Source organism: Pseudomonas sp. BTN1, from assembly GCF_001907715.1.
Classification (GTDB): Bacteria; Pseudomonadota; Gammaproteobacteria; order Pseudomonadales; family Pseudomonadaceae; genus Aquipseudomonas; species Aquipseudomonas paracarnis.
Genome location: NZ_MPBM01000038.1, coordinates 57,916 through 78,931, shown reverse-complemented (window position 1 = coordinate 78,931; position 21,016 = coordinate 57,916). Strand labels below are relative to the sequence as shown.

Genomic DNA, 21,016 nt, shown 5'->3' with positions numbered 1-21,016 from the left:
TTACAATGGGGTCCTGCTGGCGTTGCAATGTCATCATAGAGAAAAAATGTCGGCGTAAGTTCCGCTGATGCTGCATAGCGCATCACCAACGGTCGGCCAGAATCCGACTTGGCCCCTTGTTTAGAGGGGCTGCATTGGTTTTAGCACGCTTTTGCGCCCCTGGCACTGACCCGCAACAACTTGCGCCCCGCCCCGGCATTTGGCGCTATCATGGGCGCCTTGAACCAAGACCGCGAGATTGCCAACAGATGTCAGAACCAAAAGGTGTAAACGGCTACCTGATCACGAAGCGAGCGGACGGCTGGCACTTGATCAATTTTCACGGTGACAGCGTTGCCGGCGTATTCGAGACCGAAAGCATGGCGATCGCCGTCGCCGAAGTGTTTGTAGATGAGGCAGGCCATGCATCGAGCAAGCGGCCGAAAACCAAGTAAGCCTCGTTGCACCGCTTTTAAAGCCCCGTTAAGCGGGGCTTTTTTGTTTGTCTGTACCTAGATGGCAGTTCGCTATAACCTTCAACAACGCCACGACAGTGTCAGCGCGCCCTTCCAATACCCTCGATGACGAACCTTTATGAAAAAAATCCTGGCACTGACCGCAGTACTGGCACTCGCCGGCTGCACCACCGCTTCCGACACCTTGCTGAAAAATGGTGAACAAGGCTTGACCATCGATTGCTCGGGCGAGGCCAATTCATGGGCCAGTTGCTACGAAAAGGCGGACGCATCCTGCGCCGGCACCGGTTACCGCATCGTCGGCACCAATGGCACGCCGGCGCTCAAGGAAAGCGACAAGACCCTGGGCCAGGACGTGGGCAACTTCAAAGGCCGTAGCGTGGTGGTGGTCTGCAAGTAACGCTGCTACAGGTGCACTTCAGCAAACTTGATCCCCAGGCCACGCAGGGTTTCGATCAAGTCATCCAGGCGAGCAAATGATTCGACCTCATCCTGTTCGTCCACCAGGAAGTAGCTGCGCCCGCCGCTCTTCTTGAAAAACACGATCCACTCGCCCAGATCGGCGGGGTTCTGGATGACATGGGTGGCCGAAATCTGCCCTTCGGCATGGCGGGCTTTGACGTGTTCTCGTTTCATAACGGGCTTTCCAGAAAAACAAATGCCGCTCAAACCCAGGGTTTGAGCAGCATCTTTGTAGTGAATGCCCGACAGTTTAACGGATGCAGGCCGTCCCTGCAGGGTGATGGCTTTTTTTATCGGGTTTGAGGGGTGGGCCTGTGGCTCAACCGGAAATGCACTCTTCCCCTGCCTTCTTCACGTCGCCCGGGCGGATCGGCACATTGGACATGCTTTCATAAAGCTTGATGCTGCTACCGCTGGAGCGGTCTTCGATTTCAAAGATCGCCGACGGGTCTGCCGAGAACTTCTGCGGCACGATCACCTGAATGCCGTCTTTATGGGGCTCGATCTGCGGCGGCCGACGGGTCGCCTCCAATTTGCGCACCACACACGCCGCATATTCCTGCGGCTTCTTCCCTGATATGACCACCAATGTTGGCGGGGTCTGCTTGATATCTGCAACCGAAGCACACCCACCTATTGCCAAGGCCAGCACCAACACACTCCACTTCATACAAAAACCTCCGATAAAGACCCTACGACAGCGGGGATGGTAATTTTCTCCCACCAACGTAGGATTTATCTGTGATAACTCGGTAAATAACTGTTTTAAATTGTCGAAGTCGTCGACGACGGCCCGATAATAAACGCGCTGGGGCTGATAAACTCCATCTTAACCTACGTATCGTTCTGATTTTTCAGAAAAAGCCCTTCTGGAGACACCCCATGAAATTCATCCACCAGCGTGAGCACCTCAACGAGGGAGACATTGTCGTCATCGAATGCTCGCAGACCTGCAATATTCGCCTGATGAGCGATGCGAACTTTCGCAGCTTCAAAAATGGCGGCCGCCATACCTACCACGGCGGCGCATTTGATAAATTCCCGGCCAAGATCACCGCGCCCAGCACCGGCTTCTGGAACATCACCCTGGATGTGGTGACCCGTCGCGCCATCAGCGTGACCCGCAAGCCTGCGTTGTCCCACAAGATCCGTATCGTTCGTCGTACCAGCAGCAAGCTGAGCTGACCCGAACACCTGACAGGAAAAAAGCTGTGACCACCACAACCAAATACGTCATCAAGTACAAGCTCAACGGCGAACGCCGCTTTGAATTTGCCCAGTTGCAAAACAACAGCGTCGAAGAAGCCAAGCAAGCCTTGGCAAAAATTCATGATGCCAGCGACGAAATCACCGACATCAACGTGAGCAAGGCGCTGTAAGCCATGCCAGGCCCTACCGCCGATTTGTTTGCCGATGAGGCCCTGCAACAGCCTGCCGGGCGCGAGCAAATTGGCGAAGAGTCGTATGTACTGAGGGGCTATGCCTTGCCCTGGATCGAGCGGTTATTGCCTGAACTGCGGCGTGTCCTGGCTCAATCACCGTTTCGGCAGATGGTCACCCCCGGCGGCTTTACCATGTCGGCGGCGCTGAGCAGTTGCGGCGAGCTGGGCTGGACCACCGACGCCGGCGGCTATCGCTACAGCCCACTCGACCCGAGCAACCAGCAGCCCTGGCCCGCCATGCCCGAGACGTTGCGCCAACTGGCCGTGACAGCGGCAATCGAGGCCGGCTTCAGCGGTTTTCTACCCGATGCCTGCCTGATCAACCGTTACGTACCGGGGGCGAAAATGTCCCTGCACCAGGACAAGAACGAGCGCAACTACAGCGCGCCCGTGGTCTCGGTGTCCCTGGGGCTGCCGGCGATTTTCCTGTTCGGTGGCCATTCGCGCAGCGACAAAACCCAAAAGGTCTCGCTGTTTCATGGTGATGTGGTGGTGTGGGGCGGCGTTGATCGCCTGCGCTTTCATGGCGTGATGCCGATCAAGGACGGCGTGCATCCGGTCATGGGCCCGCAGCGCATCAACCTGACCTTTCGCACCGCCGGTTAATTTGACCGCAAGCTTCGGAGTGTCGATGGCGAGCGGCAGGCTTAATCTGCCCCTGAACCGTCAAGAGTGCAGGCCATGAACAACGAACACGATCCGCGCTGGGCTGCCATTATTGCCCGTGATGCCAAGGCTGACGCGCTATTTGTCTACGGCGTGAAAACCACCGGCGTGTATTGTCGCCCCAGCAGCGCTTCACGCTTACCGCGCCCGGAAAATGTCGAATTTTTTGATACGCCGGCGCAGGCCGAGGCAGCAGGTTATCGTCCCAGCAAACGCGCTGCCGGCGACCAGACCCAGTTGGCCGCTCACCATGGGCAATTGGTGGCCGAGGCCTGTCGGCAAATCGAACAAGCCGAAACCCCGCCTAGCCTGGACGCGCTCGCCCGATCCGCCGGGCTGAGTCCGTTTCACTTCCACCGCGTATTCAAAGCCAACACCGGGTTGACCCCCAAGGGTTACGCCAGCGCCCTGCGTTCGCGCAGAGTGCGCGACGGCCTCAAGGGCCAGCATTCGGTGACAGACACCCTGTACGACGCGGGCTTTAATTCCAATAGCCGCTTTTATGAAGCCGCCGACCAAGTGCTCGGCATGAAACCGCGAGATTACAAAGGCGGCGGCGCCAATAACACCATCCGCTTTGCCGTTGGCCAGTGCTCGCTGGGGGCGATTCTGGTGGCGCAAAGCCAACGTGGCGTGTGTGCGATTTTATTGGGTGATGATCCGGACAAACTGGTGCGCGACCTGCAAGACCAGTTTCCCAAGGCTGAGTTGATCGGCGCGGATCAGGGGTTCGAACAACTGGTGGCCCAGGTCGTCGGCTTTGTCGAGGCCCCTGCCGTGGGCCTGGATTTGCCCTTGGACCTGCGCGGCACAGCTTTTCAGGAACGGGTGTGGCAGGCGTTGCGCGAAATCCCGGCGGGCAGCACCGCCAGTTATGCGCAGATTGCCGAGCGTATCGGTGCCCCCTCCTCCTTTCGCGCCGTGGCCCAGGCATGTGGTGCCAACCACCTGGCGGTGGCGATTCCCTGTCATCGCGTGGTGCGCAGCAATGGCGAGCTGTCGGGCTACCGCTGGGGCGTAGAGCGCAAGCGCCAGTTACTTGAGCGCGAAACCCAGCCCCACAAAAGGCCGCTCCCGTCCAGTGAATAAAACAGACTGGCCGGGTGCTGATTGCCCTGCTAAAACAGCGAAAAGCCCTACTAACGCTGGAGAAGCAACCCATGAGCACCTGGCCAGACACCCGCATTCTTGACCTGTTGGGCATTGAGGTGCCGATCATCCAGGCGCCGATGGCTGGCGCGACGACCACCGCCATGGTCATCGCCGCTCAGCAAGCCGGTGCCCTGGGCTCCATGCCTGCGGCGGCGCTGAGCCTGGAGCAACTGCGCGAGGCCTTGGCCCTCATTCGCCAGGCCAATCATGCGCCGCTGAACGTCAACTTCTTCTGCCATCAACCGCCCGATGTCGATGACGCGCGGGATCAGGCTTGGAAGGCCTTGCTGCAACCTTACTACCATGAACTGGGCGCCGACTTTGATGCGCCAACCCCGGTGTCCAACCGTGCGCCGTTCAATGACGCAGCCTGCCAGGTGGTGGAAGCGTTTCGGCCAGAAGTGGTGAGCTTTCATTTTGGCCTGCCAGAGAAGTCTTTGCTGGACCGGGTAAAAGCCACCGGTGCCAAGGTGCTGTCATCGGCCACCACCGTCGAGGAAGCCGTGTGGCTGGAACAGCACGGCTGCGACGCGATCATCGCCATGGGCATCGAAGCGGGTGGGCACCGTGGCCTGTTTCTCAGCGATGACCTCAATAGCCAGATCGGCTTGATGGCGCTGTTGCCACAGATTGTCGACGCGGTCAGCGTGCCGGTGATTGCTGCGGGCGGAATCGCCGATGCACGCGGCATCGTTGCGGCCTTTGCCCTCGGCGCTTCGGCGGTGCAGATCGGCACGGCGTATCTGTTCACGCCCGAAGCCACTGTAAGCGCCGCCCATCACCATGCGCTGCGCCATGCCCAGGCCAGCGAAACCGCGCTGACCAACCTGTTCACCGGCCGCCCGGCGCGGGGCATCGTCAACCGCGTGATGCGTGAACTCGGCGCAATCAACCCAGCGGCGCCGGCGTTCCCCAAAGCCGGAGGCGCATTAATGCCGCTCAAGGCCAAGGATGAAGCCGGTTTCAGCAACCTGTGGGCAGGCCAGGCCCTGAGGCTGGGCAAAGACCTGTCCACCTATGACCTGACCCGCGAATTGGCCGAGCACGCGATAGCCAGATTCACCCGCGACTGACCTGCGCAGCAACTTGGTGCTGTACCGGCAATAGCCTACCGCTATATATTCCCATACATAGCGGTAAGCCTCTTTACCTACAACCTGCCGTACACCTTCAAGGAGTTGCTTCATGATGACCCGCGTTTCGCGCCTGGCCCCCCTGCTTGCCGCCTTTGCCTTGGGTACGGCCCATGCCGATGAAGTGCAGGTGGCCGTGGCCGCCAACTTCACCGCCCCGATCCAGGCGATTGCCGCCGACTTCGAGAAAGACACCGGCCACAAACTGGTCGCGGCTTACGGCGCTACTGGGCAGTTCTATACCCAGATCAAGAATGGCGCGCCGTTTGAAGTGTTCCTCAGCGCCGATGACACCACCGCGCAAAAACTCGAAAGCGAAGGCGCTACCGTCAAGGGTTCACGCTTCACCTACGCGGTCGGCACCCTGGCGCTGTGGTCGGCCAAAGAAGGCTATGTGGATGCCAAGGGTGATGTGCTGAAGAAAAACCAATTCAAGCACTTGTCCATCGCCAACCCCAAAACAGCGCCCTACGGCCTGGCCGCCACCCAGGTACTGGCCAGGGAAGGCTTGACTGACAAGGTCAAGGACAAGCTCGTCGAGGGCCAGAACATCACCCAGGCTTATCAGTTTGTGTCTACCGGCAACGCCGAGCTGGGTTTTGTGGCCTTGTCGCAAATCTACAAAGACGGCAAAGTCACCGGCGGTTCGGCGTGGATTGTTCCGGCCTCCCTGCATGACCCGATCAAACAGGACGCCGTAATCCTCAACAAGGGCAAAGACAGCGCCGCCGCCAAGGCCCTGGTGGACTACCTCAAAGGCCCGAAAGCGGCTGCCGTTATCAAATCCTACGGTTACGAGCTGTAAATGCCCCTGACAAGTGCTGATGTTTCTGCGATCTGGTTGACCCTCAAACTGGCCTCGCTGACCACCCTGATCCTGTTGATCATCGGCACACCGATCGCCCTGTGGCTGTCGCGCACCCGTTCCAAGTGGCGCGGCCCCATCGGCGCAGTGGTCGCACTGCCGTTGGTGTTGCCGCCAACGGTCATCGGCTTTTACTTGCTGTTGGCCATGGGGCCCAATGGATACGTCGGCCAATTCACGCAGTGGCTGGGCCTGGGCACCCTCACCTTCAGTTTCGCCGGGCTGGTGATTGGCTCGGTGATCTACTCCATGCCCTTCGTGGTGCAGCCGTTGCAGAATGCGTTTTCTGCCATCGGCACGCGCCCGCTGGAAGTGGCCGCGACCTTGCGCGCCAACCCGTGGGACACGTTTTTCACGGTGATCCTGCCGCTGGCACGCCCTGGGTTTATCACCGCCTCGATTCTGGGCTTCGCCCATACCGTTGGTGAGTTCGGCGTGGTGCTGATGATCGGCGGCAATATCCCGGACAAGACCCGTGTCGTCTCGGTGCAAATCTACGACCACGTCGAAGCCATGGAATATGCCCAGGCCCATTGGCTGGCTGGGGCCATGGTGGTATTCGCCTTCCTCGTGTTGCTGGTGCTCTATTCCAGCCGTAAAACCAAGATGGGCTGGAGTTGATCGCGATGATGGATATACGCCTGCACCTGAAATACTCCGCCTTCGCACTGGATGTGGACCTGCAATTGCCCGGCCGTGGCGTGAGCGCGCTGTACGGGCATTCTGGCTCCGGCAAGACCACGTGCCTGCGCTGCATCGCCGGATTGGAACGCGCCGAACACGGTTTTGTGCAAATCAACGACGAGGTGTGGCAAGACAGCCGCAAAGGGCTGTTTGTGCCGCCGCATAAACGCGCCCTGGGCTATGTGTTCCAGGAGGCGAGCCTGTTTCCTCACCTGTCGGTGCTCGCCAATCTGGAGTTCGGCCTCAAACGTATCCCACGCCCGCAACGGCGCGTGGACATGGCCCAGGCCACCGAACTGTTGGGTATCGGGCACTTGCTTGAGCGTCATCCGCAACACTTGTCCGGCGGCGAGCGCCAGCGCATCGGCATTGCCCGCGCCTTGCTCACCAGCCCCAAGCTGTTGTTGATGGATGAACCGCTGGCGGCCCTGGACAGCCAGCGCAAAAGCGAGATATTGCCTTACCTGGAACGCCTGCACGACGAACTGGATATCCCGGTGCTTTACGTCAGCCATGCCCAGGACGAAGTGGCGCGACTGGCCGACCATATCGTCCTGCTCAGCGACGGCAAGGCCCTGGCCAGCGGCCCTATCGGCGAGACCCTGGCGCGCCTCGACCTGCCCCTGGCGCTGGGCGACGATGCCGGTGTGGTGATCGAAGGCAGCGTCGTTGCCTACGACGCGCACTATCAGTTGCTCACTCTGCAGTTGCCCGATTGCCCGTTGCAGATGCGCGTGGCCCATGTCCCGCTGGCGGTGGGCAACCCGCTGCGGGTCAAGGTCCAGGCGCGGGATGTAAGCCTGAGCCTGCAGGCCCAAGAACACAGCAGCATCCTCAACCGCTTGCCGGTGACCGTCACCCAGACTATCGGCGCGGACAACAGCGCCCATGTGCTGGTGCGCCTGGACGCCGGCGGCACGCCGTTACTGGCGCGCATCACGCGCTTCTCCCGCGACCAATTGCAACTGCATCCGGGCCAGACGTTGTGGGCGCAAATCAAGGCGGTGGCCGTACTGGCTTAAGCATTTGGCACGACCGCAGGGCGCTGCGGTCAATCAGACATACCGGCCTGATTTGTTGCCAAGGAAACCGCCCCATGCCTGACTCTTCGTTACCCGCCGACCTGCCTCGCGACCTGCATTATGTGGATGACACCCAGCCCGGCATCCGCCGTAAAAAAGTGCGAGGCAAGTTCCAGTATCTGAACGCCAAAGGCGAGCGCATTACCGACGCGGACGAAATCAAACGCCTGAACGCCTTGGCGGTGCCACCCGCCTACACCGATGTGTGGATCTGCGCCGACCCTCGCGGCCACCTGCAAGCCACCGGCCGCGACGCCCGTGGCCGTAAGCAGTACCGTTACCACCCACGCTGGCGCGAGGTGCGCGACAGCGACAAGTACTCGCGCTTGCAGGCTTTTGGCGCCGCTTTGCCCAGGTTGCGCAAACAGCTCGAAGCACAAATTGCCGAGCCAGGGTTTACCCGCGAAAAGGTGTTGGCAACGGTGGTGATGTTGCTGGACGCCACGCTGATCCGCGTCGGTAATACCCAATATGCCCGCGAAAACAAATCCTACGGCCTGACCACCCTGCGCAACCGCCATGTGGACATCAAGGGCAGCGAGATCCAGTTCCAGTTTCGTGGCAAGAGTGGCGTGGAGCACCAAGTCAGCGTCAAGGATCGGCGCCTGGCCCGGGTGGTCAAGCGTTGCATGGAATTGCCAGGGCAAAACCTGTTCCAGTACCTGGACGAAGACGGTGAGCGGCATACCGTCAGCTCCCAGGACGTCAACGACTACCTGCACCGCCTGACCGGCGAAGACTTTACCGCCAAGGACTACCGCACCTGGGCCGGCACAGCAATGGCGCTGGCGGTGTTGCGCGAGTTGGCGTGGCAGCCCGAATCCGACGCCAAGCGGCATGTGGTGGCGATGGTCAAGGATGTCGCCCGGCAGCTGGGCAACACGCCGGCGGTGTGCCGCAAGTGCTATATCCACCCGGCGGTGCTTGAGCATTTCAGCCTCGGTGAATTGTCGAAGCTGCCCAAGCCGCGAGTGCGCAAAGGCCTGAAAGCCGAAGAAGTTGCGCTGGCAATGTTCCTGGAAAAACTGGCCGAAGACTTGCCGCACAAAGTTTAGGTGGGTTAGGCTCTGCCTCCCTTCTGACTCACGGGATGACCGCCGACGTGAACAACTAAGCCTTCCAAAATGTATCTGCAACGAGCCGCCTGGCGCGCTTGTTGGCCTGTTCGACATTTTTTTGGAGGTGCTGATGACTGACGTCAAACGGCTGCCCGCACTTGTTTCCCTGCAACACCTGTCTTTCCAGTTCGCCAATGGCGAAACCTTGCTGGCCGACGTGAACCTGTCCATTGATCAAACGCCTACCGGTATCGTCGGGCGCAATGGACGGGGCAAAAGTATCCTGGCCAAGTTGATGGCCGGCGTGCTGCTGCCCTCCTGCGGGACGTTGAAAAAACCGGCCCATGTTGCCTATGTGCCCCAGGCCATCACGGCTCAACCAGGGCAAACCATCGCCGATATCACCGCAACTGCCGCGGCCTTGGCTGCCCTTGAGCGAATGGGCCAGGGCGATGCACGCCTCGGTGACCTGGAACTGATCGACGATCGCTGGGACCTCGCCGAACGCCTGCGTCAGGCACTGGATGCAGCGGGTTTGCAGACTCTCAGTGGCAGTACCCCGGCCGATCAACTCAGCGGCGGCCAACTTGCCAGGGTCGCGCTGATCGGGGCGTTGTTGGCGGCACCGCAGTTGCTGATTCTGGACGAGCCCAGCAACCATCTTGATGCTGACGGGCGCGACTGGCTGTTGCGTGTGTTGCGCGATTGGCGCGGTGGCCTGGTGGTGGTCAGCCATGATCGACAGTTGCTCAATGCCATGGGCCGCATCATCGAGCTGTCGCCCCTGGGCATTCAAGTGTATGGCGGCAACTACGATGCCTATCGCCAGCAACGCGACACTCATCAGCAGGCCGCGATTGCTGCGTGGGAACAGGCGCGTCTGGCCCGCAGCCGCGAGCGTCGGCGCCTGCAAAAAGATCACGACGACCTGCAGCGCCACGCCGCACGCGCACGTAAACAGGCCGAGACCGCCAACGTCGACCGCTTTACCAAGGCGCGCTGGAAAAGCGCAGCAACGGAGGTCGTCAGCAGCGTGCGCAGCGCCCATCATGCGTGCAAAAACCAACTCGACGCCCAGGTACGCCAGGCGTACGAGCGCGTGGTGGATGAGACGCCCACACTGCTCGCATTATCAGGCTCGACCGTCCCCAATGGCCGCCAGGTACTGGTGCTGGAGCAGGCGCAATTGCCCTGGCTTGATCCCTTGGCACCCGCCAGCTACCTGACGGCCAACCTGACAGGCCCGGCTCGCGTTGCCGTACGTGGGCCGAACGGTTGCGGCAAATCGACCTTGCTCAAAGTGCTAGCCGGCCACTGGCAGGCGGTCAGTGGCGAGTGCAGCGTAGCGGTGCCCAGCGCGTACATCGATCAGCACCTGGCGCTGCTGGACGACCGTCGCAGCCTTGTCGAGCAACTCAACCTGCTCGACACGCCCCTGGCCGAAGCCGAACTGCGCACACGTCTGGCGTTGTTGCAGTTGGACGCGCTGCGGGTTACGCAGCCGGCAGGGCAACTCAGCGGCGGCGAGCGCTTGAAAGCTGCGATGGCGGTAGCCTTGTGGCGTGAGACACCGGCGCAATTACTGTTATTGGATGAACCCACCAATCACCTGGACCTGGAGTCGGTGCTGGCGTTTGAGCAGGCATTGAAGGGGGTTGCCGGCGCGCTGCTGGCCGTATCACACGACGAGGCATTCTTGCAGGCGATTGAGCCGACTCACCACCTGACGTGGCACGCCACCGGCTGGCAACTGGAGCGTGTCTGAGGTTATTGCGCAGACAGGCAAAGCGTCCTACGGTAGTGGCCGGATAATCTCACCGAGGAAACCGGCCCCATGCTGCCTTCGTCTCGCAAGCCTTACACCAATGCCACGCTCGCCCATCGACAGCGCTGGCGCGGGCGGGTGGGTTTGATGCTGGTGGCTTGTCTGTCGGTGCTGGCGGGTATGACCGATGCCATCGGTTTTATGGCCAGCGGCGATTTCGTCTCGTTCATGAGCGGTAACACCACGCGCCTGGCGGTGGCCATCAGTGCGGGCGACCTGGGGCTCACCGGGCGGCTGGTGCTGCTGGTTGCCACCTTCGTGGTCGGTAATGCCTTGGGCGTGCTAGTCAGCCGTTTCAGCAAGCGCCATGCGTTGCCCTTATTGCTGTGCATCGGCGCCTTGCTCTGTGCTGCGGCGTTGTGGCCATCGACCGATACCTTGCCCGCGTTGCTCGCAGCGATCATTGCCATGGGCATGCTCAATGCGGCCGTCGAGGAGGTAAACGGGTTACCGGTGGGGCTGACCTACGTCACCGGAGCGCTGTCACGCTTTGGTCGCGGGCTGGGCCGTTGGTTATTGGGCGAGCGCCGCAATGGCTGGCGCGTGCAATTGATTCCGTGGGGCGGAATGTTCATTGGCGCTGTGATCGGTGCACTGCTGGAACAGCAGATGGGCCTGCGCGCATTGTGGGTCAGTGGTGCGTTGGCTGGGGCCTTGGGGGTGGCGACACTGTTGATTCCGCGACGCTGGCACTTGGGTTTCATGCCCCGTTGAGGTGGGGTGGAGGAGCTCGTTCGACGTTTAAGCCTCGACATCCGTGTACCGGTAAAGAGCCATCACGTCGAACGAGCGAGTGAATCATAAGCCAATGCCCGGCGGCTGTCCCGCCAGGCGTTTCGGAATATGACTAAGGCAACCGACTTACAGACAAGTGGCCAGTGCTGCCAGGCGACGTTTGGCCGGCATAGTGTCCTGAGCAGCATAATAGTTGACCGTAGAACCCGCGCCGGTGCTGAGTACATCGACAAAGTAATCGCCACCGGTGGTGTACACCGTAAAACCACCCGCCTCGGTCGCTTCCTTGAAGCCGCCGGCATCGATGCCGAACACGCTTTCATCCTGCCAACCGAACTGGATGCATTGGGCAACCACCAGAGTGGCCTTGTCCGATGCCAGGGTCTTGTAGGGGCTGCCTGCGCGCGCCTCTTTCATCTTGGAACCTGCACAACCGGCCAGTGCCGCCAGTATCAATGCGCCTATTACCACTTTGTGCATGCCATTGCTTCCTTGGAAAAACCGTGACTCTACCACTGTGCGAAAGCCAACTGACGCGCCCATGAACTTTGTTTCACTGTGAAAGGCAAACACGCCGCCTATAGTGGCCAGGCTCATTTTTTGGAAGTCTCCCTTCTGCCCGCCACCCCGCGGGCTTTTTTTTGCCTGGGTATCAAAACCACCAACGGAACAGATAGAACAGCGCCATGCTCAATAGCACGGTGGTCAATACGCTGCGCGTCCAGTACATCAACGCCACGGCGCAGATGCCGGCCAGCAGGTAAGGGTTGCTCGGGCTCAGGTTAAGCCGATGGTCAGCCAGAAAAATAATCGGCCCGCAGATCGCCGTGAGCATACCCGGCACGGCGAAGCCCAAGAATTCACGCGCGCCGCGATTGAGCCGTACCGGCAAGCGTGGCTCGATAAACAGGTAACGGTTGAAGAACACCACCAGGCCCATGGCCACAATCATCAGGTAAATCATCGTTGCCCCACTCCCAGCCGTTTACAGGCATAACCCGCGCTCATACCCAACACACCCGAGACCACCACCGCCGACTCCCAGTGCAGATAACTCAACCAGACCGAGCTCAGCAGTGCCACGGCAACGCATACCACCGTGGGCACGTCGCGCACCACGGGGGTGATCAAGGCGATAAAGGTCGCGGCAATCGAAAACTCCAGCCCCAATTGATCAAGGCCGGGAATGCTCTTGCCCAGCACAATGCCGGCAAGGGTGAAGAGGTTCCAGATCAGGTAAAACGTCAGGCCGACGCCCAGGGCGTACCAGCGATTGAAGGTCTGGCGGTCATAGTGGTTGACCAGGGCAAAGAATTCATCGGTCAACAAAAACCCCAGGCTCATGCGCCAGCGGGTGTTGAGCGAAGACAGTGTAGGACGCATATGCATGCCATAGAGCAGGTGCTGGGAGGTCAGCAGCAAGGTGGTCAGCACGATGGAAATCAGGCTGGCACCGCTCTTGACCATGCCGATGGCCACCAGTTGTGCGGCACCGGCAAACACAATGGCAGACAAGCCTTGGGCTTGCAGCGGGGTAAATTGCGCGTCGATGGCCATGGAGCCGGCCAGCAACCCCCAGGGCGCACAGGCCAGGGATAAGGGAATGACGGCGATGGCGCCGCGGGTGAAGGCGTAATGAGGCAATGCAGTGGGCATGGAAAACGGCTCATCGACAGACAGTCGACAAGCATGCCAGCACGAACGAAGGCTTGTCTTGAACGATCTTGCTCAGGCGAGCTTGACTGATACCTGCTCCACCGAATCCCGCGCTTCGCGCAATTCATACGCATCCTGGTTCAGCCGGTGGATGGTATTGAGCAGGCGCTGGCGCAGCACTTCATCGCCGAGTTTTTCCACGGCGCGCATCAGGTCAAAGGCCGCGGTTTCGTTATTTTCCGCGACGGAATCCAGGGTCTTGCGCAGGTTGCGGGTGGCTCGGGTCACGCGGGGTCTTCCTTCATCAGCAATGGGCAGGCACGTTAGGACATTTGTGTTTCATTTTAATTTCAAACAGTTGTGGCGGTTTCAAAGGCCTTTGATCCATATCAATTGAAACAAGATTTGACCTATATATGTGGAAATACGTATATTCGAATATATCCACTTGAAAAGTCCTTGATCATGTCAGACCTCCTCATCCCGACCGCCCTGTTCAAGTGCCTGGCCGATGCCACCCGTGCACGGGTGACCTTACTGATCCTGCGCGAAGGCGAACTTTGTGTGTGTGAGTTGATCCATGCCTTGGACGACAGCCAGCCAAAAATCTCCCGTCATCTCGCGCAATTGCGTAGTTGCGGGCTGCTGGTGGACCGACGTCAAGGGCAATGGATCTACTACCGCATCAATCCGGCACTGCCCGCCTGGGTTACTCAGGTGCTGGACACCACTCTGCAAGCCAACCAGCCATGGTTGCAGGATGACGCACTGCGTCTGAATGCAATGGGCGACAGACCACAACGGGCCAGCACCTGCTGCTGAGCCATCGGAGCTTTTATTCATGCTTGTCGCAATTGCGATTTTCCTCGTCACCATCGTGCTGGTCATCTGGCAACCCAAGGGTCTGGGCGTCGGCTGGAGTGCCACACTGGGCGCGATCCTGGCGCTGGCCTGTGGGGTGATCAGCCTGGCGGACATCCCAGTGGTGTGGCACATCATCTGGAACGCCACCGGTACTTTTGTCGCGCTGATCATCATCAGCCTGTTGCTGGACGAGGCCGGCTTTTTCGCCTGGACGGCCCTGCATGTGGCGCGCTGGGGCCGTGGCCGCAGCCGGCGGTTGTTTGCTTATATGGTGCTGCTGGGTGCGCTGGTATCGGCGCTGTTTGCCAACGACGGTGCGGCGTTGATCCTGACGCCTATCGTGATGTCGATGCTGTTGGCCTTGCGCTTTTCCCCGGCGGCGACCCTGGCCTTCGTCATGGGCGCCGGGTTTATCGCCGATACGGCGAGCCTGCCGTTGGTGGTGTCGAACCTGGTGAATATCGTTTCGGCGGACTATTTCAAGATCGGCTTCAACGAATATGCTGCCGTGATGGTGCCGGTGAACCTGGTCAGCGTGGCTGCGACCCTGGCAGTGCTGCTGTGGTTTTTTCGCCGGGACATTCCCCAAACCTACGACCCGGCTGACCTGGAAGACCCCAGCAGTGCCATCCATGACCCTGCGACGTTCCGCGCCGGTTGGTGGGTACTGGGTATTCTGCTCATCGGCTGTTTCGCCTTGGAGCCTCTGGGTATTCCCATCAGTGCGATTTCCGCCGTCTGCGCCGTGCTGCTGCTGGTGATTGCCGCCAAGGGCCATAAGATTTCCACGCGCAAAGTCCTCAAGGAAGCGCCTTGGCAGATCGTGATTTTTTCCTTGGGCATGTACCTGGTGGTGTACGGCCTGCGTAACGCCGGCCTGACCGACTATCTGGCCACCTGGCTCGACACCTTCGCCACCTATGGTGTGTGGGGCGCGGCCATGGGCACCGGGTTGCTGACGGCGCTGCTCTCATCGGCGATGAATAACCTGCCGACGGTACTGATTGGCGCATTGTCCATCGAGTCCAGCCATGCTGTGGGCGTGGTCAAGGACGCGATGATCTACGCCAACGTGATTGGCAGCGACCTGGGCCCGAAAATCACCCCCATAGGCAGCTTGGCCACTTTGCTGTGGCTGCATATCCTGGCGCGCAAAGGCATCACTATCACCTGGGGTTACTACTTCAAGGTCGGGATCGTGCTGACCTTGCCCGTGCTGCTGATCACCCTGGCCGCCCTCGCCTTGCGCTTGAGTTTCTAAAGGAACGCGCCATGAAAGTCCTGTTCATGTGTACCGCCAACAGTTGCCGCAGCATCTTGTCCGAAGCGATGTTCAATCACCTGGCGCCAGAGGGTTTCGAGGCGGTCAGCTCGGGCAGTTTTCCCAAGGGCCAGGTGTTGCCCCGTAGCCTGAGCACGCTGCAGGCGGCGGGCATCAGCATCGAAGGTTTGTACAGCAAGGGCAATGATGCCTTTCAAGGCTGCCCGCCGGATGTGGTCATCACCGTGTGCGATAAAGCAGCCGGTGAAGCGTGCCCGGTGTATTTTGGCCCGGCGGTGAAGGCCCATTGGGGCTTGGAAGACCCCTCCGAGATGCAGGGTGATGAGGCGCAAGTAGAGGCAGCATTCAAGGCCACCCTCGACATTATCACCGCACGCTGCGAAGCGTTTTTTGCGCTGCCCTTTGCACGTCTATCGCCGGATGAATTGAAGGCTGAACTCCACCGCATTGCCTCAACGCCGCTCCTACAGGGTCCTGTGACAGGCGCTGACTCTCTGGGCAATGCATGACCAGTGTGGGAGCTGGCTTGCCTGCGAAAGCGTTGGTTCAGTAAAAGATTCAGTGGCTGACACACCGCCTTCGCGAGCAAGCCCGCTCCCACAGGAGATCTGCGCCGGGCGTTGATTCTGTGGGCAGTACATAACCAATGTGGGAGCTGGCTTGCCTGCGAAAGCGTTGGTTCAGTAAAAGATTCAGTGGCTGACACACCGCCATCGCGGGCAAGCCCGCTCCCACAGGGGATCTGCGCCGGGCGTTGATTCTGTGGGCAGTACATAACCAATGTGGGAGCTGGCTTGCCTGCGAAAGCGTTGGTTCAGTAAAAGATTCAGTGTCTGACACACCGCCATCGCGGGCAAGCCCGCTCCCACAGGGGATCTGCGCCGGGCACTGATTCTGTGGGCAATGCTTGACCAGTGTGGGAGCTGGCTTGCCTGCGATGGCGGTGGTTCAGTTGAAGATTGAGTGGCTGACATACCGCCATCGCGAACGTTCCTACAGAGGACGTGGTATCCCTCTCTCGGACTGACGTATGCTCTGGCACTTTCTCGAAAGGAACTGAGCATGCTGTCGATCTTTGTCTATGCGCTGGTATTCGGTTTTGTATTTTGCCTTTCTCCCGGCGCCGTGCTGGCAGAGACTCTGCGCCGCGGCTTGCTCCATGGCTTCACGCCGGCGTTGCTGGTGCAGTTCGGCTCACTGGTGGGCGACGCCGTCTGGGCCGTGATTGGCCTCACCGGTATCGCACTGCTGATTCAGCATGATGCAGTGCGGGTTCCACTTACAATCGTCTGTGCGCTCTACCTGGCCTGGCTGGGCATCCGCAGTCTGATTGATGCCTGGCAGTTACCCGCAACCGACAACGCCCCTGCCAGCTCAGGAAAAAATGCGTTGGCGGTGGGCGCGGCGATTTCCTTGGCTAATCCGAAAAACATCGTCTACTGGGGCGCCTTGGGCAGCGCACTGTCGGGGATTGTCGGCACCACCCCCAGTCACGGGCAGACCCTGATGTTTTTTGCCGGCTTCATGCTGGCGTCGGTACTCTCGTGTTTTCTTACCGCCGCCTTGGTGAACCTGCTACGCAAGAACGCATCACCTAGCTGGCAACGCGTGAGTTATGCGGCGTGCGGTTTAGTATTAATTTATCTGGCGATACTCGCCGCGCACGGTATATAAAGTTATCCAGCCAATAACTTGCATGCCTCTTGTCTGAACAAACTCTGAACACGGGCTAATTTAATTAATCATGCATTGACATTCTGTGACGCCCTGAGTAGATTGCCCGTGCCCGCAACTGGGGCCTTTTTTAAACCTCACAAAAGAAGCCAATGGACACAGTATCTAGTCGCTGTCCGAGCACCGCCTCTGCGGGCATCGGGCGCCAAACCCAGAATATGACAGGACTCGCGTTCCAGGTCCGGTAAGCTGCGCTAGAGCTTGATGCTCCATCGTAACTGCCTCACCGGTCGCCCGTCCGGTCCCGAGGTGTGTTATGACCTTCCAACTCCTTGTTTTGCCTGATACACGCACACTGGTCGCCGCCCTGCGCGCCAAGCTGTGCCGAGCGCCGGCGGGCTTTTCGCCAACCCGCTCGACCTTTGTCACACCCTCCCCTCAAGTGCGCCCGGCACCGCCGCTGGCGCACTGGCGCATCTGCCCTGAAAGCGGCCACCTGGTGCAGCATTGGGATCATGCTGACCCTCAAGACCCGCAGAGACCCAAGGTTTCCCGCCTGGCGCAAGCGCGCCTGATGCTCGGTCTTTACCTGAGCACTCGCGCCGCCTGAGCTAGCTGGAAACAGCAACTTTCTTATTGATGACCCTGGAGTTCTTTATGAACAAATCCAGTAGTAGCCCGCTGCACGCTCGTTAACTAACGCGCTGTTAGCGGGCCCTTCAGAAGTTATGTGAACACCTTATTTAAACCGATCGCAAAGTTTGCGGCTCGGCATGCTTTCGCTCGCCTGTATTCAGGTAAGTACCGGGTATGTTTTGTCGAGAATTGGCGACAGGAGTACAGACAATGAGCGCCGTAAAAAACACGCCTCTACACAAAAAAAATGGCACCGCTGCCGACACCAAGCTGTCGATGCGTGCCGCCCGTGAAGCCCACAATGGCCTGGCGGCCACCCTCGCCAATGTACGGGCCACCCAGGACGGCCTGACCGAACTGGACGCTTCGGCGCGTCTGCAACGAGAAGGCTATAACGAAGTCGCCCACGACAAGCCGCCACACGCTATCGTCCAGTTCCTGCAGGCTCTGAACAACCCGTTCATCTACGTGCTGCTGACCCTGGGTGGCATCAGCTTTGTGACTGACTGCTGGCTGCCGATGCAGGAAGGCGAAGAAGCCGACCCGACCAAGGTCGTCATCATCATGACCATGGTGTTGCTCAGCAGCCTGCTGCGTTTCTGGCAGGAACACCGTTCGGCCAAATCCGCCGAGGCCCTCAAGGCCATGGTACGCACCACCGCCACCGTACTGCGCCGCGAGCAGGTTGGTGCTCAGCCCACCTTGCGCGAAGTGCCGATGCGTGACCTGGTGGCCGGCGATATCGTGCAATTGTCCGCCGGCGACATGATCCCCGCCGATATCCGCCTGATCGAGTCCCGCGACCTGTTTATCAGCCAGGCCGTGCTGACCGGCGAAGCCCTGCCGGTGGAGAAGTACGACACCCTGGGCGATGTCACGCAAAAATCCGCCTCTACCCTGGCCGCCGACCAGGGCAACTTGCTGGACTTGCCGAACATCTGCTTCATGGGCACCAACGTGGTCAGCGGCCGCGCTAAAGCAGTGGTGGTGGCAACGGGGCCGCGCACCTACTTTGGCTCCCTGGCCAAGGCGATTGTCGGCTCGCGGGTGCAAACCGCCTTCGACCGGGGCGTGAACAGTGTCAGTTGGCTGCTGATCCGCTTCATGCTGGTGATGGTGCCCATCGTGTTCCTCCTCAATGGCTTCTCCAAGGGCGATTGGGGTGATGCCTTCCTGTTTGCTCTGGCGGTCGCCGTCGGCCTTACCCCGGAAATGCTGCCGATGATCGTCAGCGCCAACCTGGCCAAGGGCGCCACGGCCATGGCCAAGCGCAAAGTAGTGGTCAAGCGCCTCAATGCGATCCAGAACTTCGGTTCGATGGACGTGCTGTGCACCGACAAGACCGGCACCCTCACCCAGGACAAGATCATCCTCGAACATCACGTCAATGCCTTCGGCCAGCGCGATGACGCCGTGCTGTCCCTGGCCTGGCTCAACAGCTTTCATCAGAGCGGCATGAAAAACCTGATGGACCAGGCAGTGGTGCAGTTCTCGGAACAAAACCCCAAGTTCCAGGTGCCGTTTGCCTACAGCAAGGTCGATGAATTGCCGTTCGACTTTGTCCGTCGTCGCCTGTCGATCGTGGTCAAGGATGCCGCCGATGACCAGTTGCTGGTGTGCAAGGGCGCGGTGGAAGAGATGCTGAGCATTTCTACCCATGTCATGGAGGCCGGCGAAGCCTTGCCCCTGGATGACGGCCGTCGTGACGCCCTGCTGGCGCTCGCCAATGACTACAACGAAGACGGTTTCCGCGTGCTGGTGGTAGCGACCCGCAATATTCCTAAAGCGCTGGCACGCCAGCAGTACACCACCAGCGACGAACGCAACCTGGTGATCCAAGGCTTTCTGACCTTCTTGGACCCACCGAAGGAAACCGCAGGCCCGGCCATTGCGGCACTGCAACAGATTGGCGTGGCAATCAAGGTGTTGACCGGCGACAACGCCGTGGTCACCAGCAAGATCTGCCGCCAGGTTGGCCTGGAACCCGGCCAGCCGCTGCTGGGCGTGGAAATCGAAGCCATGGACGACGCCACCCTGCTGCGCCGCGTAGAAGAGCGCACCGTATTCGCCAAGCTCACGCCGCTGCAAAAATCCCGCGTGCTCAAGGCCCTGCAAGCTAACGGGCACACCGTCGGCTTCCTCGGCGACGGCATCAACGATGCACCGGCGCTGCGGGATGCCGATGTGGGTATTTCGGTGGACAGCGGCACCGACATCGCCAAGGAATCGGCCGACATCATCCTGCTGGAAAAGAGCCTGATGGTGCTGGAAGAAGGCGTGCTCAAGGGCCGCGAAACCTTCGGCAATATCATGAAGTACCTGAACATGACCGCCAGCTCCAACTTCGGCAACGTGTTCTCGGTGCTGGTGGCTAGCGCGTTCATTCCGTTCATGCCGATGCTGGCGATCCATCTGCTGCTGCAGAACCTGATGTATGACATCTCCCAACTGGCCCTGCCGTGGGACAAGATGGACAAGGAATACCTGGCCAAGCCACGCAAGTGGGATGCGAAAAACATCGGCCGCTTCATGATCTGGATCGGACCGACCTCGTCGATCTTTGACATCACCACCTTTGCCCTGATGTGGTACGTGTTCTCGGCCAACAGCGTGGAAATGCAGACCCTGTTCCAGTCCGGCTGGTTTATCGAGGGGCTGCTTTCGCAAACCCTGGTGGTGCATATGCTGCGCACCCGCAAGATCCCGTTCTTCCAGAGCACGGCCGCCTGGCCGGTGTTGATGATGACCTGCATCGTGATCGCCCTGGGCATCTACGTACCGTTCTCGCCACTGGGCACCCTGGTGGGCCTGCAACCGCTGCCGCTGGCGTACTTCCCATGGCTGGTGGGCACCTTGCTGGCTTACTGCTGCGTCGCCCAACTGATGAAGACGATCTACATCCGCCGCTTCAAACAGTGGTACTGACCCTCCCCGCCGTTCAAACGCAGGCGGCTGCCTGGTCGCCTGCGTGCAATACAAGGATTTGCTCATGCGCGTGTTGATCTGTGCAGGTCGTCATTACGCCGACACCAAAAAGTCCCGCCATGTGCTGGACGCTTACCACCGCCTGCGCCCGGTGCAGGTACTGATCCACGGCGGCAACCAGTTCCTGGGCAGTGAGATCGAGGAATGGGCGCGGGAAATCGGTATCGACGTGGTGCGTTATCCACCCAATTGGCAGCGCCATGGCAAACAGGCGGAACGCCAGCGCAACCACTTCATGCTGGCCGACAGCCGCCCCGACCTGATCATTGCCCTGCCGGGTGGTGACGATACCTCGGAGCTGGTTTGCCAGGCCAAAGCCAGCGGCATTTCGGTGCTGACCGTAGAAAGCTGAATTCAAGC

26 protein-coding genes are annotated in these 21,016 nt (G+C 59.9%); 20 read left to right on the top strand and 6 right to left on the bottom strand.

Annotated elements, in window-relative coordinates:
- The first annotated feature begins 248 nt into the window (after positions 1-248).
- Both BMH52_RS18995 and BMH52_RS18990 read left to right on the top strand, forming a co-directional pair.
- Positions 249-434, top strand: a complete 186-nt coding sequence (locus BMH52_RS18995) for a hypothetical protein (protein ID WP_003191311.1) — start codon at positions 249-251, stop codon at positions 432-434.
- A gap of 139 nt (positions 435-573) precedes the next feature.
- Positions 574-855: a hypothetical protein gene (locus tag BMH52_RS18990; RefSeq protein WP_003191312.1), complete on the top strand. Its 282-nt coding sequence runs from the start codon at positions 574-576 to the stop codon at positions 853-855.
- 5 nt (positions 856-860) lie between these two features.
- On the opposite strand, the gene BMH52_RS18985 is transcribed toward BMH52_RS18990, so the two are convergent.
- Both BMH52_RS18985 and BMH52_RS18980 read right to left on the bottom strand, forming a co-directional pair.
- Positions 861-1,091, bottom strand: a complete 231-nt coding sequence (locus BMH52_RS18985; protein WP_003191314.1) for a hypothetical protein — start codon at positions 1,089-1,091, stop codon at positions 861-863.
- 145 nt (positions 1,092-1,236) lie between these two features.
- The gene (locus BMH52_RS18980; RefSeq protein WP_003191317.1) at positions 1,237-1,587 is read right to left on the bottom strand and encodes a hypothetical protein; all 351 of its coding nucleotides are present in this window, start codon (positions 1,585-1,587) and stop codon (positions 1,237-1,239) included.
- Between the two features lie 212 nt (positions 1,588-1,799).
- On the opposite strand from BMH52_RS18980, the gene BMH52_RS18975 reads away from it, so the two are divergent.
- From BMH52_RS18975 to BMH52_RS18930, 11 genes are all read left to right on the top strand, one after another.
- Positions 1,800-2,102: a DUF1883 domain-containing protein gene (locus BMH52_RS18975; protein ID WP_003191319.1), complete on the top strand. Its 303-nt coding sequence runs from the start codon at positions 1,800-1,802 to the stop codon at positions 2,100-2,102.
- A 26-nt stretch (positions 2,103-2,128) separates the two neighbouring features.
- Positions 2,129-2,296 (top strand): hypothetical protein, encoded by a 168-nt coding sequence (locus tag BMH52_RS29325; RefSeq protein WP_014718516.1) that lies wholly within the window; start codon positions 2,129-2,131, stop codon positions 2,294-2,296.
- Positions 2,297-2,299: 3 nt separating this feature from the next.
- Positions 2,300-2,965: a DNA oxidative demethylase AlkB gene (gene alkB / locus BMH52_RS18970; protein WP_072434592.1), complete on the top strand. Its 666-nt coding sequence runs from the start codon at positions 2,300-2,302 to the stop codon at positions 2,963-2,965.
- A gap of 75 nt (positions 2,966-3,040) precedes the next feature.
- A complete protein-coding gene (gene ada / locus BMH52_RS18965) occupies positions 3,041-4,114 on the top strand; it encodes a bifunctional DNA-binding transcriptional regulator/O6-methylguanine-DNA methyltransferase Ada (protein ID WP_060767800.1) in 1,074 nt (357 codons plus the stop codon).
- Between the two features lie 71 nt (positions 4,115-4,185).
- Positions 4,186-5,250 (top strand): nitronate monooxygenase family protein, encoded by a 1,065-nt coding sequence (locus BMH52_RS18960; protein WP_072434593.1) that lies wholly within the window; start codon positions 4,186-4,188, stop codon positions 5,248-5,250.
- Between the two features lie 112 nt (positions 5,251-5,362).
- A complete protein-coding gene (modA, locus tag BMH52_RS18955) occupies positions 5,363-6,115 on the top strand; it encodes a molybdate ABC transporter substrate-binding protein (protein ID WP_014718520.1) in 753 nt (250 codons plus the stop codon).
- Positions 6,116-6,796: a molybdate ABC transporter permease subunit gene (gene modB / locus BMH52_RS18950; protein ID WP_019817081.1), complete on the top strand. Its 681-nt coding sequence runs from the start codon at positions 6,116-6,118 to the stop codon at positions 6,794-6,796.
- Positions 6,797-6,801: 5 nt separating this feature from the next.
- A complete protein-coding gene (gene modC, locus BMH52_RS18945; protein ID WP_073844673.1) occupies positions 6,802-7,881 on the top strand; it encodes a molybdenum ABC transporter ATP-binding protein in 1,080 nt (359 codons plus the stop codon).
- A 74-nt stretch (positions 7,882-7,955) separates the two neighbouring features.
- On the top strand, positions 7,956-8,996 hold the full coding sequence (locus BMH52_RS18940) for a DNA topoisomerase IB (protein WP_072434596.1): 1,041 nt from the start codon (positions 7,956-7,958) through the stop codon (positions 8,994-8,996).
- Positions 8,997-9,129: 133 nt separating this feature from the next.
- The gene (locus BMH52_RS18935) at positions 9,130-10,764 is read left to right on the top strand and encodes an ATP-binding cassette domain-containing protein (RefSeq protein ID WP_073844671.1); all 1,635 of its coding nucleotides are present in this window, start codon (positions 9,130-9,132) and stop codon (positions 10,762-10,764) included.
- Between the two features lie 69 nt (positions 10,765-10,833).
- Complete coding sequence (locus tag BMH52_RS18930) at positions 10,834-11,538, top strand: YoaK family protein (protein WP_014718525.1); 705 nt, start codon at positions 10,834-10,836, stop codon at positions 11,536-11,538.
- A 147-nt stretch (positions 11,539-11,685) separates the two neighbouring features.
- On the opposite strand, the gene BMH52_RS18925 is transcribed toward BMH52_RS18930, so the two are convergent.
- The 4 genes from BMH52_RS18925 to BMH52_RS18910 all read right to left on the bottom strand — a co-directional run bounded on the left by BMH52_RS18925 (position 11,686) and on the right by BMH52_RS18910 (position 13,503).
- On the bottom strand, positions 11,686-12,039 hold the full coding sequence (locus BMH52_RS18925; RefSeq protein ID WP_032903026.1) for a hypothetical protein: 354 nt from the start codon (positions 12,037-12,039) through the stop codon (positions 11,686-11,688).
- Positions 12,040-12,211: 172 nt separating this feature from the next.
- Complete coding sequence (locus BMH52_RS18920) at positions 12,212-12,523, bottom strand: AzlD domain-containing protein (protein WP_014718527.1); 312 nt, start codon at positions 12,521-12,523, stop codon at positions 12,212-12,214.
- A complete protein-coding gene (locus BMH52_RS18915; protein WP_038450212.1) occupies positions 12,520-13,215 on the bottom strand; it encodes an AzlC family ABC transporter permease in 696 nt (231 codons plus the stop codon). Before BMH52_RS18915 ends, BMH52_RS18920 begins: the two co-directional genes overlap by 4 nt.
- A gap of 72 nt (positions 13,216-13,287) precedes the next feature.
- Complete coding sequence (locus BMH52_RS18910) at positions 13,288-13,503, bottom strand: hypothetical protein (RefSeq protein ID WP_003191339.1); 216 nt, start codon at positions 13,501-13,503, stop codon at positions 13,288-13,290.
- Between the two features lie 177 nt (positions 13,504-13,680).
- Between BMH52_RS18910 and BMH52_RS18905 the strand changes: the two genes are divergently transcribed.
- From BMH52_RS18905 to BMH52_RS18875, 7 genes are all read left to right on the top strand, one after another.
- Entirely contained in the window at positions 13,681-14,037 is a 357-nt protein-coding gene (locus BMH52_RS18905; RefSeq protein WP_014718529.1) for a metalloregulator ArsR/SmtB family transcription factor, read from the top strand.
- Between the two features lie 19 nt (positions 14,038-14,056).
- Positions 14,057-15,340: an arsenic transporter gene (locus BMH52_RS18900; protein ID WP_073844669.1), complete on the top strand. Its 1,284-nt coding sequence runs from the start codon at positions 14,057-14,059 to the stop codon at positions 15,338-15,340.
- 11 nt (positions 15,341-15,351) lie between these two features.
- Positions 15,352-15,870 (top strand): arsenate reductase ArsC, encoded by a 519-nt coding sequence (locus BMH52_RS18895; protein ID WP_073844667.1) that lies wholly within the window; start codon positions 15,352-15,354, stop codon positions 15,868-15,870.
- Between the two features lie 553 nt (positions 15,871-16,423).
- Positions 16,424-17,035 (top strand): LysE family transporter, encoded by a 612-nt coding sequence (locus tag BMH52_RS18890; RefSeq protein ID WP_014718532.1) that lies wholly within the window; start codon positions 16,424-16,426, stop codon positions 17,033-17,035.
- 316 nt (positions 17,036-17,351) lie between these two features.
- Complete coding sequence (locus BMH52_RS18885) at positions 17,352-17,645, top strand: hypothetical protein (RefSeq protein WP_014718533.1); 294 nt, start codon at positions 17,352-17,354, stop codon at positions 17,643-17,645.
- A 236-nt stretch (positions 17,646-17,881) separates the two neighbouring features.
- Positions 17,882-20,596, top strand: coding sequence for a magnesium-translocating P-type ATPase (mgtA, locus tag BMH52_RS18880; RefSeq protein WP_073844665.1), 2,715 nt, complete (start codon positions 17,882-17,884; stop codon positions 20,594-20,596).
- Between the two features lie 64 nt (positions 20,597-20,660).
- On the top strand, positions 20,661-21,008 hold the full coding sequence (locus BMH52_RS18875) for a DUF2493 domain-containing protein (protein ID WP_003191350.1): 348 nt from the start codon (positions 20,661-20,663) through the stop codon (positions 21,006-21,008).
- Positions 21,009-21,016: the final 8 nt, after the last annotated feature.

Coding starts and splice junctions, on each gene's coding strand:
- BMH52_RS18995 (WP_003191311.1), top strand. CDS start 249: ATGTCAGAACCAAAAGGTGTAAACGGCTACCTGATCACGAAGCGAGCG.
- BMH52_RS18990 (WP_003191312.1), top strand. CDS start 574: ATGAAAAAAATCCTGGCACTGACCGCAGTACTGGCACTCGCCGGCTGC.
- BMH52_RS18985 (WP_003191314.1), bottom strand. CDS start 1,091: ATGAAACGAGAACACGTCAAAGCCCGCCATGCCGAAGGGCAGATTTCG.
- BMH52_RS18980 (WP_003191317.1), bottom strand. CDS start 1,587: ATGAAGTGGAGTGTGTTGGTGCTGGCCTTGGCAATAGGTGGGTGTGCT.
- BMH52_RS18975 (WP_003191319.1), top strand. CDS start 1,800: ATGAAATTCATCCACCAGCGTGAGCACCTCAACGAGGGAGACATTGTC.
- alkB (WP_072434592.1), top strand. CDS start 2,300: ATGCCAGGCCCTACCGCCGATTTGTTTGCCGATGAGGCCCTGCAACAG.
- ada (WP_060767800.1), top strand. CDS start 3,041: ATGAACAACGAACACGATCCGCGCTGGGCTGCCATTATTGCCCGTGAT.
- BMH52_RS18960 (WP_072434593.1), top strand. CDS start 4,186: ATGAGCACCTGGCCAGACACCCGCATTCTTGACCTGTTGGGCATTGAG.
- modA (WP_014718520.1), top strand. CDS start 5,363: ATGATGACCCGCGTTTCGCGCCTGGCCCCCCTGCTTGCCGCCTTTGCC.
- modB (WP_019817081.1), top strand. CDS start 6,116: ATGCCCCTGACAAGTGCTGATGTTTCTGCGATCTGGTTGACCCTCAAA.
- modC (WP_073844673.1), top strand. CDS start 6,802: ATGATGGATATACGCCTGCACCTGAAATACTCCGCCTTCGCACTGGAT.
- BMH52_RS18940 (WP_072434596.1), top strand. CDS start 7,956: ATGCCTGACTCTTCGTTACCCGCCGACCTGCCTCGCGACCTGCATTAT.
- BMH52_RS18935 (WP_073844671.1), top strand. CDS start 9,130: ATGACTGACGTCAAACGGCTGCCCGCACTTGTTTCCCTGCAACACCTG.
- BMH52_RS18930 (WP_014718525.1), top strand. CDS start 10,834: ATGCTGCCTTCGTCTCGCAAGCCTTACACCAATGCCACGCTCGCCCAT.
- BMH52_RS18925 (WP_032903026.1), bottom strand. CDS start 12,039: ATGCACAAAGTGGTAATAGGCGCATTGATACTGGCGGCACTGGCCGGT.
- BMH52_RS18920 (WP_014718527.1), bottom strand. CDS start 12,523: ATGATTTACCTGATGATTGTGGCCATGGGCCTGGTGGTGTTCTTCAAC.
- BMH52_RS18915 (WP_038450212.1), bottom strand. CDS start 13,215: ATGCCCACTGCATTGCCTCATTACGCCTTCACCCGCGGCGCCATCGCC.
- BMH52_RS18905 (WP_014718529.1), top strand. CDS start 13,681: ATGTCAGACCTCCTCATCCCGACCGCCCTGTTCAAGTGCCTGGCCGAT.
- BMH52_RS18900 (WP_073844669.1), top strand. CDS start 14,057: ATGCTTGTCGCAATTGCGATTTTCCTCGTCACCATCGTGCTGGTCATC.
- BMH52_RS18895 (WP_073844667.1), top strand. CDS start 15,352: ATGAAAGTCCTGTTCATGTGTACCGCCAACAGTTGCCGCAGCATCTTG.
- BMH52_RS18890 (WP_014718532.1), top strand. CDS start 16,424: ATGCTGTCGATCTTTGTCTATGCGCTGGTATTCGGTTTTGTATTTTGC.
- BMH52_RS18885 (WP_014718533.1), top strand. CDS start 17,352: ATGACCTTCCAACTCCTTGTTTTGCCTGATACACGCACACTGGTCGCC.
- mgtA (WP_073844665.1), top strand. CDS start 17,882: ATGAGCGCCGTAAAAAACACGCCTCTACACAAAAAAAATGGCACCGCT.
- BMH52_RS18875 (WP_003191350.1), top strand. CDS start 20,661: ATGCGCGTGTTGATCTGTGCAGGTCGTCATTACGCCGACACCAAAAAG.